This window comes from Enterobacter sp. CRENT-193 (genome assembly GCF_002787395.1).
Classification (GTDB): domain Bacteria; phylum Pseudomonadota; class Gammaproteobacteria; order Enterobacterales; family Enterobacteriaceae; genus Enterobacter; species Enterobacter hormaechei_C.
On record NZ_CP024812.1, the window covers coordinates 4,513,225 to 4,531,517 of the forward strand.

Genomic DNA, 18,293 nt, shown 5'->3' on the forward strand with positions numbered 1-18,293 from the left:
GTGCGGCCACGGCAGTGGCCGCACGTTTCGGCTCAGCCGTTCTGCTGCCAGCTAAACGTGTAGCGCAGCCGGCGGTTTTGCAGAATGAAGGCCGGGGCTACGCTCGGGCTCCATGAGTCGTCCCCCCCTACGCCCATGTGAAACGCATCAAGATTCAACCAGCAGCCAGCCTCCTCCCGCAGCAAGTGCTGATGCGTTGTCTCATGCAGCTGCCGCTGGCTATAACGGCTCAGGGAGAAATGGAACTGTCCCTGCAACTGATGGGAGCCAAACGTCAGCTCGCGGGTGTCGCAGCGCAAACCGTTCTCCGTCGGGAAGATATACGGCGTCTGCATCTCTTCCAGCGGTAACGCCCAGCGTCCCTGCTGCGCCGCCAGTTTTCTGTCCGGATAGTTTTCCAGCGGGCCTAGTCCCAGCCAGCGCACCGTTTCCGGGATATCCGCCAGCATAACGCTCAGGCCCACGCGAGCGGGCTCAGGAATGTCAGACGCCACCGTCACCTGCACATCACCGTGCAGCACCCCGTGGTCATCAATCCGCCAGACCTTGCAGCTCATAAATAGCGCTTTACCCTGATGCTCCCAGACGTGCTGCGTGGTCACTATCACCTCACGGTTATGCTGCTCCGCTTCACACTGGAGGAGGCGCGCGGACATCTCATACATCCCTGCCGCTTTCCAGCGTTCCACCCACGCGTTCGGATCGATGCGGGTCGCCTCGCTGACGCCAATGTCATTGTCCAGCGGCGCGCGGGTGAAGTTATCCGTTAGCGGAGAACGGAGCGTTTCAGCGCCCTCGTTCCACCACTGGGTCAAGTTTCCGGTGAGACGGCTAAACTGCCAGCGCTGCTGCTGATGAGTAATGTCCAGCGCCTCGTCCTGCACCGTTAGCTGCGGAGGGGTTCCGCCTGCTTTCGGTGGCGCAAGGTACAGCGGCGCCGGGAGCGGCCACTGATCCCAGGCACAACGGTGGCCGGGCGGCGACCACGACGTGGCCTGCGGCTGAACGATCTCCACGTTGAGCCAGACCTCGCCCGGCTCAGCGACAAGTTCAGGCAGCGGGATCTCAACGTGCTGCGTCCCCTCGGGCGCAACAGAAAGGGGTATTTCGCCGGAAGCCAGTACCGCACCGTCACGCGCCACCGACCATCGCAGATACTCGTTGTCAGTATGACGGAACAGATAATCGCTCTGGATCTCGACGACCAGCGGAGCGGTGCTCACCAGCGTAAAGGTAAAGAACTGCTGGGCACGCTGCGCCTCGTAAAGGGCGGGATGCGGAGCGCGATCGGGAAACACCAGCCCGTTGAGGCAGAACTGACGGTCGTTGGGCTTATCGCCAAAATCGCCGCCGTAGGCCCAGAATACCGTGCCGTCTTCCGCTTTTTTCGTCAGCGCCTGATCGACCCAGTCCCAGACAAAGCCGCCCTGCAACCGGGGATGGCTGCGGAATGCCTGCCAGTAGCTGGCAAAGCCGCCAAAGCTGTTGCCCATCGCGTGGGCATACTCGCACAGGATCAGCGGACGGGTTTCGTCCGGCATACCAATCCACTTTTTAATCGACCACTTTGGCACCGCCGGGAACGGCTGATCCTGATCGACGCGAGCGTACATCGGGCAGACAATATCGGTTGCCACCGTACTGGCGCCGCCGCCTTCATACTGCACCGGCCGCGTGGGATCGGTGGTTTTCAGCCAGCGGTACAGCGCATCGTGATTCGCCCCATGCCCGGACTCATTCCCCAGGGACCAGATGATGATGGACGGATGATTCCGGTCCCGCTGCACCATACGCGTTACGCGTTCGCTCATGGCAGGCAGCCAGCGCGGATCGTCCGCCAGGCGGCTCATTGGCACCATGCCATGGGTTTCAATATTCGCCTCATCAACCACGTACAGGCCGTAGCGATCGCAAAGCGTGTACCACAGAGGATGGTTCGGATAATGCGAGCAGCGCACGGCGTTGAAGTTATGCTGCTTCATCAGTTCGATGTCGCGGCGCATGGTCGCCTCATCCATCACCTGCCCCTTCTCAGGATGATGTTCGTGACGGTTCACGCCGCGGATCAGCAGCGGTTTGCCGTTAAGCTTCAGCTGGCCGTTGCTGATTTCGACGCGTCTGAAACCGACATCGCAGGCTTCAGTCTCCAGCACGTTACCCTGCGCATCCCGAAGCGACATTGTCAGCCGATAGCATTCCGGTGTTTCAGCGCTCCATAGCGCAGGAGCGTTCACGGGTATCGCCACCCTAAGCCGTTCTGCCCAACTGCCGCGTTCGTCCACGATGGCCGATCCGGGCTGCTGCGTGGTTTGCGCGCAGGCTTCGCCGTTACGCCACAGGGTAAACGCCACCTCGCATTCGGCGTAGCGTGTGCCTTCCAGCGCAACGTCAACCCGGAGTATCGCCCGATCGCATTCGGCATTCAGATCGGTCACGATCTGATAATCGGCAATTCGCGTTTCCGGCTTGTGCAGCAGCGAGACGTCACGGAAAATGCCACTCATCCGCCACATGTCCTGATCTTCCAGATAGCTTCCGTCGCACCAGCGTAACACCATCACCGCCAGGCGGTTCTGCCCCGGTCGCAGCACCGCGCTGAGATCGAACTCCGCAGGCAGACGGCTGTCCTGCGAATAGCCCATCCACTGGCCGTTACACCACAGATGAAAAGCTGAATTCACCCCGTCAAAAATAATGCGGGTTTGCCCGCTGCACATCCAGGCGTCATCCATCTCAAATGTGAGCGAGTAACAACCGGTTGGGTTTTCAACCGGAACATAGGGCGGGTTCACATTTATCGGATAGGTGACGTTGGTATAGATGGGAGTATCAAATCCCTGCATCTGCCAGTTCGACGGCACGGGCATCTCAACGGCATCAGCCAGATCGTCCGTTATCCATGCCTCCGGAACCTGCTCTGGCGCCGGGAAAAAGCTGAATCGCCAGATGCCGTTAAGCAGACGCTTGCTCCGCGAAGGCTTATCCTCGCGGGCGAAGGTTTCATCGCGCCAGCTATGAAAAGGCGCGTGTGCGGCCAGACGATTCCACTGCGTCACACCCGGGTTTTCCCAGTCACGACGCGCCAGAAGTGCGCTGAGGGTCAGCGGCAATGTAGAAGACATATCAACCTCTTTGCGAAGCGCTCACAATTTTAGCCAACATGCCCTGGTAAACGGTGGCGGTAAAGACTTTGATCGTCACCAGGCGAGCACGATCACAAAAGTGCTAGCTGCGCGCCAGTTTCTCCGCCAGCAGCGCCAGCGTTCTGAGCTGTTGCGCAAGATCTTCACGATCGGCCTGCTGTGCGGCGCGCGGCGCGGTGGAATGACGCACGATCAACGTAACGGGAAGTTGTTCCTGCCTGCGTTCGTGGTGATGGGCAGGTGCCATCAGCCACTCCACGCTGCGCTCACCGGCCTCGCGGAACGCCTGCCGAACGGTGGTGAGCGGAGGTGAAAACCACGCGCTGTCAGCCGTATCATCAAACCCGACAACCGAGATCTGCCCCGGTACCGCAACGCCTTTTTCCGCACAGGCGCGTAAAACGCCAAGCGCCATCTGATCGTTAGCGACGAGGATCGCCTCCGGCAGCTGCGCGCCCGCCAGGAGCTGATGCCCTTTCTCATAGCCCGAAGCCGCGCTCCAGTCGCCCTGCGCCACCGCAAACGCCTCCACGCCGGCCTGAGCCAGCGTGGTTTTCCATCCCGCCAGACGAGCCCGGGCAGAGACAGAACTTTCCGGCCCGGCGAGCAGCGCAATTCGCTGGTGCCCCAGCGAAAGCAGATGCTCTGCCCCCAGGGCAGCGCCCTGTTCGGCATTGAAAACGAGACTGTTAACCCGAGCTGTGGGGGACACATCGAGAAAAAGAACCGGGGTCGGCGAGGCCATTTCCTGAAGCATTTCTGCCAGGGCATCTTCCAGCGGAACGTTCACCAGCAGCGCCTCTACGCGCTGCGCCAGTAATTCCTGCAAAGCAGCCTGACACTGCGCGGGTTGCTCCACCATGGAGATGAGTACGCTAGCCCCCTGCTCCACTGCCCGGGATTTTACAGCTGAGGCGATTTGCGACGGCGCATGTAGCGCCAGATCGCTGGTCATCAGCCCCAGCGTACGGGTGCGTTTCCCGGCCAGCTGCTGCGCGCCACGGTTGGGCACATAGTGTAGCGCCGCCATGGCCTGCCGGACCTTTTCCCGCGTACGGGCAGAAACGTGTTCCGCGTCGTTAATCACCCGGGAAACGGTCTGATAAGAAACGCCTGCCACGCGGGCAACGTCATAAAGAGTGATCGCTTTCATACATTCTGGCGTCGTGAAAAGAGAAGTCTCTATTCTGACACAGTTACGCCATCATAGCCTGTGAGCGCTTCGCAAAATTAAACAATCCGCTCCGGCTGTGCAGCTTTCTGAATGCGCGGTCTCGGGCGAAACCACGGCAAACAAAGCTGGATCAGCGGGCCGATGGTTAATGCATACAGCACGGTTCCAACGCCAAACGCTCCCCCGAGGAGGTAGCCGACGATCAACACAGTCACCTCGATCGCGGTACGCACGCTGCGGATCGACCAGCCCAGCCGGGCGTGTATGCCGGTCATCAGGCCGTCGCGCGGGCCTGCGCCAAAACCCGCGCCGATATACATCCCGGTGGCAAGGGCGTTAACCACAATGCCGGAAACCAGCAGGGTGATGCGCACGGGCAGCGAGGTGAGCTCAGGGATCAGCGCCATTGACGCATCTGCCGCCAGACCAATACAAATCACATTACTGATAGTGCCCAGCCCCGGCAGCTGACGCAGCGGGATCCACAGCAGCAGCACCGCTGCCCCGGTTAAAATAATCACCGTGCCGATGCTCATCCCTGTCTGGATGGCGACGCCAAGGTGAAAGACATCCCAAGGGTCGACACCCAGATCCGAACGAATAAACATCGCGGTTGAAAGCCCGTACAGGCCTAAACCGACATAAAGTTGTACCAGACGACGTACCATTTTCTCTTCTCCGAAGTACCAGGTTCCATCTTCGGTGAAAATGGCACTATGATTAATGTCCAGTTTTCAAATAGTGGACTGCACATGTCATCACGTCGTTTTGGAAGCCAGTCTCTGGTACGCCTGTTAGGGCACTGGCAGCAAGCCTCTTCCCGTACCCCGCTGTGGCGCCAGCTGGCTGACGCGTTACGCCTGTTAATTCTGGATGGCAGGCTGGCGCTAAACACGCGCCTGCCCGGAGAGCGGGAGCTGGCCACCGCACTGAGCGTAAGCCGCACCACCATCAGCAGCGCGCTGGCACATCTGCGGGAAGAAGGTTATCTGGAGAGCCGTCACGGCAGCGGTTCGCGGGCGATCCTGCCAGACAGCCGCGCCGTGCCCACGCTTTCCACAGCCAGTGCGGCGCTGGATCTCTCAACCGCCGCGCTCAACGCGGGGCCAGAGATCCACCAGGCCTACGCCCACGCGCTGACGGCCATCACGCCGAATCTGGCGCTGACCGGGTACGATCAGCTTGGGCTTCCGGCGCTGCGTGAAGCTATCGCCGCCCGCTACACCGCACGCGGTCTGCCCACCCGGGCAGACGAAGTGATGGTGGTGAACGGCGCCGTCAGCGGCTTTGCCCTGATCTTAAGAATGATGACCGGTCCCGGGGATCGCGTGGTGGTGGATCATCCCACTTACCCGCTGGCAATAGCCGCCATTCAGGGAGCACTATGCCGGCCCGTGGGCGTCTCGCTGCCTGAAACGGGTTGGGATACCGACGGTTTTGCCGCAACGCTCGCCCAGACCGCCCCGCGTCTGGCCTATCTGATGCCGGATTTTCATAATCCGACCGGGCGTTGCATGGATGCCGCGACGCGCCAGACCATAACCGACATCGCCGCGCAAACCCGCACCACGCTGGTGGTGGATGAAACCATGGTTGATCTCTGGTTCGATGCTCCCCCGCCGCCGCCGCTGGCCGCCTTTAACCCGGAGGCCGCGGTGATGACGCTGGGTTCCGCAGGCAAAAGTTTCTGGGGTGGGCTGCGTCTCGGCTGGATCCGCGCCTCGTCCCGCACTATCGCCACGCTCGCGCAGACGCGCGACACGCTGGATCTGGGTTCTCCGGTGCTGGAACAACTGGCCACGCTGTGGCTTATCGAAAACAGTGAAACCTTCCTGCCTGCCCGGCGGGAAATGCTGGCAGAACGTCGCGACCGCTGCGGCCAGATGCTGCGGGAACATTTCCCCGAATGGCGGTTTCAGGAAGCGGAGGGAGGGCTCTCATACTGGATTGAATTACCCGGCATGCTGGCGACGCAGCTGGCGGCACGCGCCGAGACGACAGGCATCATTATGGGCACCGGCACGCGCTTTGGGCTTTCAGGCGCGTTTGACCGCTATCTGCGAATGCCCTTCTCACTCAGTCCGCCGGAACTTGAAGAGGCATTATTGCGGATCAAACCGCTGTGGCGTGCGTTAAATAAAAGTGTAGCGCCAGTAAAACGGAGCCTGGTGTAAATTATTCGCCAGAAACAATAAAAACTGCTGACTGTAACGCATGCAGTCAGCAGTTTTCATGAAGAACAGCTTAATGTTGAGGAGGAATCGGGAAGCCTTTCAGCGAAATAATGAAATTATCCCCTTCTTTCTTTATTTTTGCACCGGTATCACACCAGTCAGACGCAATTCGAAAGAACTCATCACTTCCTACATTCCAGCCAAGACGAACATGTTTCACGTAGCCGGAACGTAACAGATTGCAGGCCTCGTTGTAGTCACTGGCAGTCGATAGTTGTTGTTTCATTTTCTCTTCTTCAGAAGTTTACGTAGTGCTTTGATTTCTTTAGGAGTAAATGGAGTTACGCTCTCTTCTTCCGTATGCTGATTATCAACATCCTCTTCCGATACTCCCGCCTCTTCTACTGCTTCAAATGCCAGCAGCAGCAGTTTCTCTGTGGTCACGCTTAAATTCTCATTATTGTCTTCCGCATAGTGGCGAAGTCTTTCTTTTAGCGCTTCATCAATTTTAACGTTTAAAACCGCAGTAACCATGATTGTCACATCCTTTCGGAACACGTGTTTAATTTAATACACGAAGATAAGTTTGTTATCCAGATATATATTTTTTAGCTTATGACAGAATAAAGGCATCCGAAAATAAAATGACAGTCTATTATTACAGGTTTATGACATTATTATTTCAGTTAAATGAAGGCTGTATTACACGCCAGGATAGCAGAACCGGTAAAGCAACCGTTGAACAGCTATGGACTGTTGACACTGGGTTTACCATTAGCGGTGGCGCAGGATAGGCTGGCGATCGGCAAAGCGGCCTTTTACGGACTAAAGATATCCTGATCGCTGCTCTGTTTGTAGTAACATTGTCGGCATGTGACGCATTCTGACTCTTAATATTGTTCCGGATGACACAGGAGCAGTATGCAATTTGAACTTTTTTGTTACCTAGTGGAAATATGATGCGCTTGTTGGAACTGGCTGATCAGCATAGAAAAGAAGCGAATAAGCTGTTAAATCCAAAGACAAAATCTGCACTCGGTCAGTTTATGACACCGGCTCCGATTTGTCTGTTCATGGCAAGCCTGTTTGACGACATAAAAGGTGACATCAAGCTACTCGATCCAGGCTGCGGAGTGGGGTCGCTCTCTGCGGCGTTTGTAGAACGAGCGTTGCGCCTTGATGTCGACAAGATGGAGCTCGACGCCATCGACATTGCAGACGTGATGCTTCCGTATCTTAGCAAGACACTGAAAGCCTGTGATGAGGCTGCAAATGGAAAATTAACCCATAAAATTAGTAAGGTAGATTACATACTTGAGGCAAGTCTTCTGGCTAAAAATATATCGACTAGTGAAGAGCCAGGGACTTATAGCCATGTGATTATGAATCCCCCTTATAAAAAAATTCTCTCGACGAGCGCTCACCGGGCCTCTTTACGCAATGCAGGCATAGAAACGGTCAACCTATACTCTGGGTTTGTGGCGTTAGCTTTGAAACAGCTGAAAAAGGGAGGAGAGTTAGTGGCGATTATTCCACGCTCTTTCTGTAATGGCCCTTACTATCAGCCTTTCCGTGAGCATTTACTCACTGAAACGTCCATCAAGCACATCCACATTTTCGACTCCCGTAATGCGGCATTTGCTGAGGATGAAGTGCTTCAAGAAAATATCATCATTCACTGTGTTAAAGGCGTTCCGCAGGGGCAGGTTATTATCACCTCCAGCCCAACGTCAGATTTTCATCTTGATGAAGAATCCGGGCAAATCACGGCCACCGATATGACGCAGCGCAAGGTGTCGATAGACAAAATAGTTAACCCAGCAGACAAACAAAAGTTCATTCATATCGCTGCAAGTCCCAGAGAACAGGACATAATCGAGAGATTATCCCCTTTTACAACAACTCTGGACGAGCTTAATATTCAGGTTAGTACTGGGCCGGTAGTTGACTTTCGCCTTAAAAAGGACCTCAGAGAAAGAATGGATTCCGGGTCAGTGCCGCTACTTTTTCCTCAGCATTTGAACGGCAAAGTGAATTGGCCCCTTGATGGGAAAAAGCCTAATGCAATTAGGGTTTCCGAATCATCACGTCCCTGGTTATGGAAAAACCAGGGCTACTTCCTGATTTTGAAAAGATTTAGTAGCAAAGAGGAGAAGCGTCGCATTGTCGCAACATTATATGACTCCTCACTTCCTGGCGAGTTGATCGGTTTCGATAATAAAACCAATGTATTCCATATTCAGAAGATGGGTATGGATGCGGATCTCGCCCGCGGGCTTTATGTCTATCTGAACTGCACTTTGCTGGATAAGTATTACCGTCAGTTTGGTGGGCATACTCAGGTAAATGCCTCTGATTTAAGATCAATTCATTATCCATCAATGCAAGTATTGCGAAAAATGGGTAGTGAGTTCGATGAGGAAGTGCTTAAACAGAATCAAATTGACGAAATTATTAACAGGGAGTTAGATCTTATGACGAAAGGAAAAATCGCTGACCCGTTGAAAGCGCAGGAAAAAATAGAGCAAGCTCTTGATGTGTTGCGTCAACTTGGAATGCCTCGTGCTCAAATAAACGAGCGTTCGGCTTTAACTTTGCTCGCATTGCTTGATCTTCATCCTGATGGCGAGTGGGAGAAAATTGAACGCCCAATGTTGGGTGTGACACCGATCATGGATTGGTGTAGAGACGTTTACGGAAAAGAGTACGCCCCGAACACGCGTGAAACCTTCCGTCGACAAACGCTTCATCAGTTTTGTGATGGCGGAATAGCTATATACAATCCGGATAAACCCAATCGCCCCGTTAACTCCCCTAAAGCTTGCTATCAGATAGCGCCTGAACTACATACCGTGTTATTAAACTATGGTTCTGCCAAATGGAAAACAGCGCTTGAAGAACATATGGGCAACGTACCGACCTTAGTTGAGCAGTATGCCATGGCGCGAAAAATGGAGATGGTGCCATTAAAGCTGAATGACGGTACTGAATTAGAATTAAGCCCCGGTGCGCATAGCCAGCTAATCAAGGATATCATCGTTGAGTTTGGTCCTCGTTTCGCACCTGAAGCAGAAGTTATTTACATCGGAGATACTGGCGCGAAGGAAGATCATTTTAGAAAAGATCGACTTGCGGAACTGGGAGTAAATGTTGATCAGAAAGGTAAACCGCCCGATGTTGTTCTTTATTGGCAAAAACGCAACTGGCTACTGTTAATTGAATCAGTTACTTCCCACGGGCCCGTCGATGGAAAGCGTCACGGTGAGTTAGCAAAATTATTTGCTTCTGCTAAACCCGGATTGGTATACGTTACAGCCTTCCCTGACCGGAAAGTGATGGCAAAATATCTGATGGAATTATCCTGGGAAACAGAGGTCTGGGTAGCTGATGCTCCAACCCATATGATCCACCTGAACGGCGATCGATTCCTTGGACCCCATACTTAAACCGAAAACGTCATCTTCGATTAAGGGAGCCGGATATAATCGGCTCTATATCAGAATGATTGTTGGCAAAGAAATGAGGTTTTAAGCTATACGACTTAGCGTAAGCACAAATGGGTGGGGGCCCTGCCAGCTACATCCCGGCACCCACGTCGTCTGCCCTGGCTGCTTCCTTCCGGACCTGACCTGGTGAACAGAGTAGCGTTGCGGGAGAACCAACAGAGCCCCCATTGAGAGCGTTGATAACCAACGCGCTGGCGCATTATCCCTGTGGAGCACCTCAATTGCAAGCCGCTGGCAACCGGATGCTGGATTATTGCACAAACTGCCCCGACAATCTTCTTTATCTTCGTATAACATTACCCTTCGCTGATTTCCCGCAGGAGAAACAATGGACGAACATGACACTTTCCCACAGCGAGTGTGGCAAATCGTGGCTTCGATTCCGGAAGGCTGTGTCACGACCTATGGGGAAGTCGCCCGGCTGGCGGGTTCTCCGCGCGCGGCGCGTCAGGTTGGAGGCGTGCTGAGAAGGCTACCGGAGGGAAGCACGTTACCGTGGCACCGGGTCGTCAATCGCCATGGCGCCATTTCCCTCACCGGGCCAGACTTGCAGCGCCAGCGTCAGGCATTACTCTCAGAAGGGGTGCAGGTGTCCGGGGCAGGACAGATTGATATGCAGAAGTATCGCTGGGAGTACTGACGCCCTCTCCCGTCAACATGGAGAGGGCGAAGGAAAATTACATCTGTGTTGGGGGTGTAGGCAGAGTCGGCTGATTGGTTTGCGTTGCAACAGGCACTTCAGTTTGCTGCACCGGTACCAGGGTCAGGTCGATTTTGGTGCCGCCTTTGTTGACCGCTTCCTGTACGGTATCGGTGATAAAGACCAGCTTATCGTTGATCGTTACCGCCGCGCTCAGGAGGATACGCGCGTTAGGCTGGACGTCAGACGGGTTGTACGGCAGCACGAAGCTGAACGGCGCCTGTTTACCCTCTGTACGAACTGCACGCTGTGCAAGGACTTTAGACGGTGCATCCGCCAGAGACGCATCGGATAACGTGACCGTTAAAACCGCGTCCGGCGGCAGAGCGACTTTCTGTTTGATCCAGATGGTACCGGACACGTTAGGCTGTCGAATAGCTTGCTGTGAAAGGGTGTTAATCCCGTTTGGGGTCGCCGTTGGTACCGCTACATCGGCACTCTTATCCGCACAGGCGGACAACGCCACCGCCATTGCAACACCGCTTAACATAGGCACGAGTTTCATTGAAGTCTCCTTATCATCAATGCACCGGCGGGATCGATCCCATCCGATGTCGTTTTATTCACATAACATAAACAAGTGTGGCACAAATCACGGATTAATGCCTAATTTTGCCCAGGTATTAAGATTATTCTACCCATCGGACCACTATCGTTTCTGCGTTATACTCAGCGTATCTTTCGCCACGGCGTTTATTGAGGACCACTATGAGTCAGGCACTGAACAATCTGCTGACATTGCTGAACCTGGAAAAAATAGAAGAAGGGCTTTTTCGCGGACAGAGCGAAGATTTAGGCTTACGCCAGGTTTTTGGGGGCCAGGTCGTGGGGCAAGCGCTATATGCCGCTAAGGAGACAGTTCCGGCAGACCGTCTGGTGCACTCATTCCACAGCTACTTTTTACGCCCCGGTGACAGCGCTAAACCGATTGTGTACGACGTGGAAGTTCTGCGTGACGGCCAAAGCTTCAGCGCCCGTCGCGTGGCGGCCATCCAGCATGGGAAACCCATCTTCTACATGACCGCCTCCTTCCAGGCGCCAGAGCCGGGCTATGAACATCAAAAAAAGATGCCGCCTGCCCCGTCGCCGGACGATCTGAAATCGGAAACCGAAATAGCCCGCGCACTCGCGCATCTGTTGCCGCCGCAGGTAAAAGAGAAGTTTCTGTGCGATAAACCGCTGGAGATCCGCCCGGTCGAATTTCATAACCCAATGAAGGGGCATACCGCTGAGCCCGCCCGTCAGGTGTGGATCCGCGCCAACGGCAGCGTACCGGCAGACTTGCGCGTGCATCAGTATCTGCTGGGTTATGCGTCGGATTTCAACTTCCTGCCGGTTGCGCTACAGCCGCACGGTGTGGGCTTCCTCGAAAAAGGGATGCAGGTAGCCACAATTGACCATTCCATGTGGTTCCACCGTCCATTCGATATGAATGAATGGCTGCTTTACAGCGTGGAAAGTACCTCTGCGTCCAGCGCGCGCGGTTTTGTTCGCGGGGAATTTTACACCCAGGATGGTGTGCTGGTGGCTTCTACCGTGCAGGAAGGTGTGATGCGTAATCGCGGGTGATGTAAAAAGCCCGGTGGCTATGCTTACCGGGCCTGCAAATTACGCTTTTTCAGGCCGGGTAAGGCGAAGCCGCCGCCCGGCAAGGCACTCAAATTATGCGTTATAGGCATTCTCGCCGTGGCTGTTGACGTCCAGGCCTTCGCGCTCCTGCTCTTCCGGCACGCGCAGCCCTACGGTCATATCAGCCAGCTTGTAACCGATAAAGGCCACAACACCCGACCAGACAACGGTGATTGCGATACTTTCCAGCTGTACCAGCACCTGATGCCCCATGGTTACACCTTCTGCGTAACCCACACCGCCCAGAGATTGGGCAGCAAAGATACCGGTCATGATACAGCCGACAATGCCGCACACACCGTGCACGCCGAATACATCACACGGATCGTCAACGCGCAGAACACGTTTCAGTGCGGTAACGCCCCACAGCCCCGCCAGTCCTGCGACGATACCGATCAGCAGCGCACCGCCTACGCCCACGTAACCGCACGCTGGCGTAATACCTACCAGACCGGCAATCGCCCCGGAACAGGCACCCAGCAGCGATGGCTTGCCGCGAACGGCCCACTCGCCAAATACCCATGAGAGGATAGCGCCGGCGGTTGCCACAACGGTATTCACGAAGGCCAGTGCAGCGATTTCGTTAGCGGCGCTGGCTGAACCTGCGTTGAAGCCGAACCAGCCAAAGTAGAGGATGGCGGTGCCGGTAAAGACCATCGGCAGATTGTGCGGCTTGAATGCTTCCTTCCCGAAGCCCACGCGCTTGCCAATCAGGTAGGCGCCTACCAGGCCTGCTACCGCGGCGTTGATGTGCACAACGGTACCACCCGCAAAGTCCAGCGCGCCATGGGAAGCCAACAGACCACCGCCCCAGACCATATGCGCAATCGGGATATAGGAGAGCGTCAGCCAGACCACCACGAAAATCAGTACCGCAGAGAAGCGGATACGCTCAGCCAGCGCGCCCACAATCAGCCCCACGGTGATGCAGGCGAATGAGCCCTGAAACGCGACATGAATATACTGATAGAAGCTGCCCATTACCGCGGTCAGTTCGATATTTTTCAGCATCGCCCAGTTAACGTTGCCGAAGAAGGCGTTGCCCTCCCCGAAGGCCAGCGAGTAACCGTAAACTACCCACAGCACGCACACCAGCGCGAACGTGACGGCAACCTGCGTCAGCATGGAGAGTACGTTCTTGCCGCGAATCAGGCCGCCGTAAAACAGCGCGATCCCCGGAATCGTCATGAACAGCACCAGCGCGGTGCAAATCATCATAAAGGCGTTATCGGCTTTGTCTGCCACAGCAGGTGCAGCCATTGCCAGGCCCGGCAGCAGTGCCAGCGACCCCAGACCTGTTTTCATTGTTGCTTTCTTCATTTTCTCGATCCCTATCACTGTGTGCCAGGAGTTACTTACAACGCCGCTTCGTCAGATTCGCCGGTACGGATGCGAATAACGCGCTGTAGTTCGGCAACGAAAATTTTGCCGTCGCCAATTTTTCCGGTGTAGGCCGCTTTGCTGACGACATCAATCACCTCATCAAGCTGATCGTCGGCAATCGCCACATCAATTTTCACTTTTGGCAGGAAGTTAACGCTGTATTCCGCCCCGCGATAAAGCTCGGCATGACCTTTCTGACGCCCAAAGCCTTTCACTTCGGTGACAGTCAGTCCCTGAATACCCATGGAAGACAGCGCTTCACGCACGTCTTCGAGTTTGAATGGTTTGATTACCACCGTAACCAGCTTCATATATCCCCTCCAGTCAGAATTCGGTAATGGCCGCAGCTAACACGAGAGTGATATTGCAAAGGGTGTGCCAGAAGTGAAAGGTGAGGAGGAAAGCGCCGCAGCGCGCATGCGCCGGGAAAAAGTGAAAAAAAACGCACCATGGCAGTGCAGGGTGCGTTTCAGTTTTGCACCAACGGTTAAGTCTGTTAGCGCATTGCCTTGTTATGGTGCATCAGGCGCTGAGTGACTCTTCCTCGCGCACGCTGGCGGCCAGTTCGTCGCCTGCCAGCTGCAACTGATACATCTGCCAGTAGCGTCCTTTTGCCTCAAGCAGCGCTCTGTGTGTACCCCGTTCAACGGCCTGGCCACGGTGCAGCACCAGAATGGTATCGGCATCGACGATCGTTGACAGGCGGTGGGCGATCACCACCAGCGTAGTGTGATCCCGCACGGCAGCCAGCGCCTGCTGGATCGCCTGCTCGGTACCGGAGTCAATGCTTGCTGTCGCTTCATCCAGAATTAACACCTGCGGCGTCTCAATCAGCACGCGCGCCAGCGCCAGAAGTTGCTTTTGCCCGACGGAGAGGTTGTTGCCCTGCTCACCCAGCCGGGTATTGATCCCCTCGCTTAACCCGCGCGCCAGATCCGCCAGCTGCACCGTTTCCAGCACCTCCCATACCTGCTCAGGGGTGAAAGGACGTCCCAGCGTCACGTTGGCATAAAAGGTATCCGCCAGCACCACCGGATCCTGCTGCACCATCGCGACGCCCTTACGCAACGCGTTGTGGCTAAGAGAGGCAAGCGGCCGTCCGTCCAGACGGATCTCCCCCTGCGTCAACGGATAGTAGCCCATCAGCAAACTGGCGAGCGTGCTTTTGCCGCTGCCGGTATGCCCAACCAGGGCGACAAAACCACGCGACGGTACCTCGAGGTTGATATCCTGCAAGACAAGCTGGTCGTCGCGGTAGGCAAACGAGACATGATCAAACGCTATGGATCCACTTTCCAGCGGGCGTTCGTCATCGCCATAGGTCTGACGCGGCCTGTCCATTAGCTCGAATACACGTTCGCCCGCGACCACTGCCTGTTGCAGCATCGACTGCTGCGTGGTGAGTTCAATCAGCGGTTCGTTAAGGCGTCCGAGGTAACTGATAAACGCGTACAGTACCCCCACCTCGATGGTTCCGCGCGTCGTCAGGCCGAACAGCATCAGCAGTCCGCACAGCACCAGCGCCGAGAAGAGGCTCAGCAGCGGACGTAACAGGAAACCGTCCAGGCGTAACGTCTGCATCCGCGCCATATAATGCGAGCGGCTGGCTTCCCCCATTCGCTCACCAAAACGCGCCTGCTGGCGAAACTGCTGAATAACGCTCATGCCGTTGATCACTTCGTTGAAGCCATCATTGATATCTGCAAGGTAAGCGCGCACGCGGCGCACGATCGGCGTGCTGTAGCGCTGGTAAATCACCATCACGATCAGCACCGCCGGGAAAATGGTGATTGCCACCAGCGCCATCCGCCAGTCCAGGCTGAACATCGCCACCAGCATCGCGCCAATTAGCGCGGCACTGCGCAGAACCGTTGCAACAACGGTTACATAGAGGTCGCGGATCACCTCGGTGTCATTGGTGACGCGCGAAATAACCTGCCCGACCGGCTGGGTATCAAACTCGCTCAGCGGCTGGCGCAGCGCGGCATCCATCACGTCCGTGCGCAGCTGCTGCACCACGCCCACGGCGGCCCGGTTAAAGAGCAGTGACTGCGCGTAATGCAGCCCTGCCGCCGTCAGCTGTAGCCCGACGTACGCCACGCCCAGCCCGGCGACCAGGCCGAGAGGCAAATAGCTTTTCGCTACCATGTTATCGATGAAATAGCTGATAAGCAGCGGACCGGTCACCTCCGCAATCGCGGCGATCCACAGCAACAGCACGGCGATGGAAAGCGGTTTGCGCCACGGTGAGCCATAGGCCAGCAGCCGTTTTAACGTCGGCCACATCTGTCCAAACTTACGCATCGGCCACCTCCTCATCCAGCGCGGCTTCAAGCTGTTGATAGCGGTACATATCCCGATACCAGCCGGTCTGCCCGGCGAGCTGCTCATGCTGACCACGCTGGGCAATATGTCCGTGCTGAAGCACCAGAATTTCACTGGCTTCGGTAAGCGCCGACAGACGGTGCGCGCTGATGATGACCGTGCGCCCCTCTCCCCACTGGCGAAGGTTATGCAGAATTTGATGTTCAGTACGCCCGTCAACCGCGGACAGCGCATCATCCAGAATCAGGATCTCAGCGTCCAGCAGTAGCGCGCGGGCAATAGAGATACGCTGTTTTTGTCCGCCGGAGAGCATAACGCCCCGCTCACCCACTTCCGTGTCGTAGCCCTGCGGCAGGCGCAGAATATCCTCGTGGACGCTGGCCAGACGCGCCACGTGCTCGATCTGGTCCTGTGTCGCCGTCGGACACCCGAGCGCAATATTATTGGCAATGGTGTCTGAAAACAAAAACGGCGTCTGGCTGACGACCGCCAGGCGGCTGCGCCAGTCATCCAGCAGCAGACGTGGCAGAGGGATGTCGTGAAAACGGATATCGCCTTCGCTCACGTCAAAATGGCGCTGAATCAGTGACAGAATGGTGCTTTTACCGGAGCCCGTCGGGCCGCAGATGCCCAGCATCTGACCAGGACGCAGCGTGAAACTGACGTTCTCAAGCACCGGATGTTCCGTTTGCGGGTAGATAAAGGCGCGGATATCAGCCTTGAGAATACCCGGACCTTCCGGTACCGGCTCGCTGCCATCGTTCACGACCGGCACTTCCGCCAGCATGGCGCGGATGCGGCTGTAAGCGGCGCTCCCACGTTCAACGATATTAAACATCCAGGCCAGCGCCAGCATCGGCCAGATCATCAGCCCAAGGTACATCGCAAAGCTGGTTAACTGCCCGAGGGTCATGGTGCCTCGCACCACCATCCAGCTGCCGCCGCCCACCGCCAGCAGGTTCGCCATACCAATCGCAATATAAATTGTCGGATCGAAACGGGCATCAATACGCGCCACGCGCATGTTTTTCGCGCCGGTATCGGCGGCGTCGGCGGCAAACAGCGCGGACTGGCGGTCTTCCAGACCAAACGCTTTGATCATGCGGATGCTGGTCATGCTCTCCTGGGTGCGATCGTTCAGCGACGAGAACGCCGCCTGCGCCAGCTTAAAGCGTTCATGGAGCTGCTCGCCGTAGCGGTTAATTGCCAGCGCCATCAGCGGCATTGGCAGCAGCGCCAGCAGCGTGAGCTCCCAGCTAATTTGCGTAGACATCACAATCAATACCGCACAGCCCATCACCAGGGAATCCACCAGCGTTAACACCCCTTCACCGGCGGCAAACACCACGCGGTCTACATCGTTAGTGGCGCGGGCGATGAGATCCCCGGTACGGTGACGCAGATAAAACTCAGGGTGCTGGCGGCTCAGCTGACGGTAAAAGTCCTCGCGCAGCTCAACGGCAAGCTGATAGGACGCACCGAACAGCAGCACGCGCCAGACATAACGCAGCAGGTAAACCACCACGGCCGTCAGCACCAGCGTACCGACCCACATCATCACCCGTGCGGCGGTGTAATGTTGTTCGGTAACGCCATCCACGACGTAGCCCACCACTTTGGGGGGGAACAGTTGCAGAATGGCAATGATAATAAGCAGGGCCACTGCGCCGAGGTAGCGTTGCCACTCCCGACGAAAGTACCAGCTTAATTGGGCAAATAATCGCACGCGGTCTTTTCCTGAAGGTATTTTAAGAAGTTATTCAATGGGTAACGCTGTGGTGTATTTAATCTGTTCCATGGCGAAGCTGGAGGTGACATCGGACAAGCCCGGTACGCTATTGACCAGCCGCTTGTAAAAATCATCGTAGCGCTTCATGTCTGCCACCTGAACGCGCATCAGATAGTCGTATTCCCCCGCCATGCGCCAGAAGCCGAGCACCTCGGGCATGTCGGAAACCTGCGTGACGAAGCGGCAGTACCATTCGCTGCTGTGATGCTGCGTTTTTATCAGGACGAAGGCGGTCAGTCCAAGCCCCAGTTTTTCGGGATCCAGCAGCGCCACACGTCCCAGCAGAATGCCATCATCTTCCAGCTTCTTGAGGCGCTTCCAGCACGGTGTGGTGGTCAGATTAACGGCATCTGCCAGCGCCTGCAAAGAGAGGGTACAGTCGCTTTGCAGCAAAGAAAGCAGCTTACGGTCAATTTTATCTAACATAGCCACCTCGAAGAGAAAATTATTCTCCTTACATTCTATTTTAA

15 protein-coding genes and 1 other RNA gene are annotated in these 18,293 nt (G+C 56.0%); 4 read left to right on the top strand and 12 right to left on the bottom strand.

The features are described 5' to 3' along the window. Positions 1–32: 32 nt before the first annotated feature. The 3 genes from CU081_RS22505 to yczE form a co-directional block, all read right to left on the bottom strand. The gene (locus tag CU081_RS22505; protein WP_022650491.1) at positions 33–3,122 is read right to left on the bottom strand and encodes a beta-galactosidase; all 3,090 of its coding nucleotides are present in this window, start codon (positions 3,120–3,122) and stop codon (positions 33–35) included. 103 nt (positions 3,123–3,225) lie between these two features. After that, positions 3,226–4,296: a LacI family DNA-binding transcriptional regulator gene (locus tag CU081_RS22510; protein ID WP_022650490.1), complete on the bottom strand. Its 1,071-nt coding sequence runs from the start codon at positions 4,294–4,296 to the stop codon at positions 3,226–3,228. Positions 4,297–4,373: 77 nt separating this feature from the next. Then, positions 4,374–4,985: a membrane protein YczE gene (yczE, locus tag CU081_RS22515; RefSeq protein ID WP_022650489.1), complete on the bottom strand. Its 612-nt coding sequence runs from the start codon at positions 4,983–4,985 to the stop codon at positions 4,374–4,376. Positions 4,986–5,069: 84 nt separating this feature from the next. Here yczE and yczR point away from each other — a divergent pair, with 84 nt between their 5' ends. Then, on the top strand, positions 5,070–6,491 hold the full coding sequence (yczR, locus tag CU081_RS22520; protein WP_022650488.1) for a MocR-like transcription factor YczR: 1,422 nt from the start codon (positions 5,070–5,072) through the stop codon (positions 6,489–6,491). A 70-nt stretch (positions 6,492–6,561) separates the two neighbouring features. Here yczR and CU081_RS22525 read toward each other — a convergent pair whose 3' ends face one another. Together CU081_RS22525 and CU081_RS22530 are read right to left on the bottom strand one after the other, a co-directional pair. Then, complete coding sequence (locus CU081_RS22525; RefSeq protein ID WP_015571263.1) at positions 6,562–6,777, bottom strand: hypothetical protein; 216 nt, start codon at positions 6,775–6,777, stop codon at positions 6,562–6,564. Beyond that, positions 6,774–7,025 carry a hypothetical protein gene (locus tag CU081_RS22530; protein WP_006809862.1) on the bottom strand — a complete coding sequence of 84 codons (252 nt, stop codon included), beginning with the start codon at positions 7,023–7,025 and terminating at the stop codon, positions 6,774–6,776. The genes CU081_RS22525 and CU081_RS22530 overlap by 4 nt, the downstream gene beginning before the upstream one ends. 422 nt (positions 7,026–7,447) lie before the next feature. Here CU081_RS22530 and CU081_RS22535 point away from each other — a divergent pair, with 422 nt between their 5' ends. After that, on the top strand, positions 7,448–9,937 hold the full coding sequence (locus tag CU081_RS22535) for a BsuBI/PstI family type II restriction endonuclease (RefSeq protein ID WP_225622200.1): 2,490 nt from the start codon (positions 7,448–7,450) through the stop codon (positions 9,935–9,937). Positions 9,938–10,058: 121 nt separating this feature from the next. Here CU081_RS22535 and ffs read toward each other — a convergent pair. Beyond that, positions 10,059–10,155: signal recognition particle sRNA small type (gene ffs, locus CU081_RS22540), an RNA gene on the bottom strand. A 170-nt stretch (positions 10,156–10,325) separates the two neighbouring features. Between ffs and CU081_RS22545 the strand changes: the two genes are divergently transcribed. Beyond that, positions 10,326–10,637 (top strand): MGMT family protein, encoded by a 312-nt coding sequence (locus tag CU081_RS22545; RefSeq protein ID WP_003859016.1) that lies wholly within the window; start codon positions 10,326–10,328, stop codon positions 10,635–10,637. A gap of 37 nt (positions 10,638–10,674) precedes the next feature. Here CU081_RS22545 and CU081_RS22550 read toward each other — a convergent pair whose 3' ends face one another. Continuing rightward, the gene (locus CU081_RS22550; RefSeq protein WP_003859018.1) at positions 10,675–11,202 is read right to left on the bottom strand and encodes a YbaY family lipoprotein; all 528 of its coding nucleotides are present in this window, start codon (positions 11,200–11,202) and stop codon (positions 10,675–10,677) included. Positions 11,203–11,405: 203 nt separating this feature from the next. On the opposite strand from CU081_RS22550, the gene tesB reads away from it, so the two are divergent. Next, the gene (gene tesB, locus CU081_RS22555) at positions 11,406–12,266 is read left to right on the top strand and encodes an acyl-CoA thioesterase II (protein WP_022650486.1); all 861 of its coding nucleotides are present in this window, start codon (positions 11,406–11,408) and stop codon (positions 12,264–12,266) included. 93 nt (positions 12,267–12,359) lie between these two features. Here tesB and amtB read toward each other — a convergent pair whose 3' ends face one another. The 5 genes from amtB to CU081_RS22580 all read right to left on the bottom strand — a co-directional run bounded on the left by amtB (position 12,360) and on the right by CU081_RS22580 (position 18,249). Further along, positions 12,360–13,646 carry an ammonium transporter AmtB gene (gene amtB / locus CU081_RS22560; protein WP_022650485.1) on the bottom strand — a complete coding sequence of 429 codons (1,287 nt, stop codon included), beginning with the start codon at positions 13,644–13,646 and terminating at the stop codon, positions 12,360–12,362. A 35-nt stretch (positions 13,647–13,681) separates the two neighbouring features. Further along, entirely contained in the window at positions 13,682–14,020 is a 339-nt protein-coding gene (gene glnK, locus CU081_RS22565; protein WP_006809867.1) for a P-II family nitrogen regulator, read from the bottom strand. Positions 14,021–14,231: 211 nt separating this feature from the next. Continuing rightward, positions 14,232–16,013, bottom strand: coding sequence for a SmdB family multidrug efflux ABC transporter permease/ATP-binding protein (locus CU081_RS22570; protein ID WP_022650484.1), 1,782 nt, complete (start codon positions 16,011–16,013; stop codon positions 14,232–14,234). Further along, positions 16,006–17,760 (bottom strand): SmdA family multidrug ABC transporter permease/ATP-binding protein, encoded by a 1,755-nt coding sequence (locus CU081_RS22575; RefSeq protein WP_022650483.1) that lies wholly within the window; start codon positions 17,758–17,760, stop codon positions 16,006–16,008. Before CU081_RS22575 ends, CU081_RS22570 begins: the two co-directional genes overlap by 8 nt. A gap of 30 nt (positions 17,761–17,790) precedes the next feature. Then, on the bottom strand, positions 17,791–18,249 hold the full coding sequence (locus CU081_RS22580; protein WP_015571267.1) for an Lrp/AsnC family transcriptional regulator: 459 nt from the start codon (positions 18,247–18,249) through the stop codon (positions 17,791–17,793). Between the last annotated feature and the right edge of the window lie 44 nt (positions 18,250–18,293).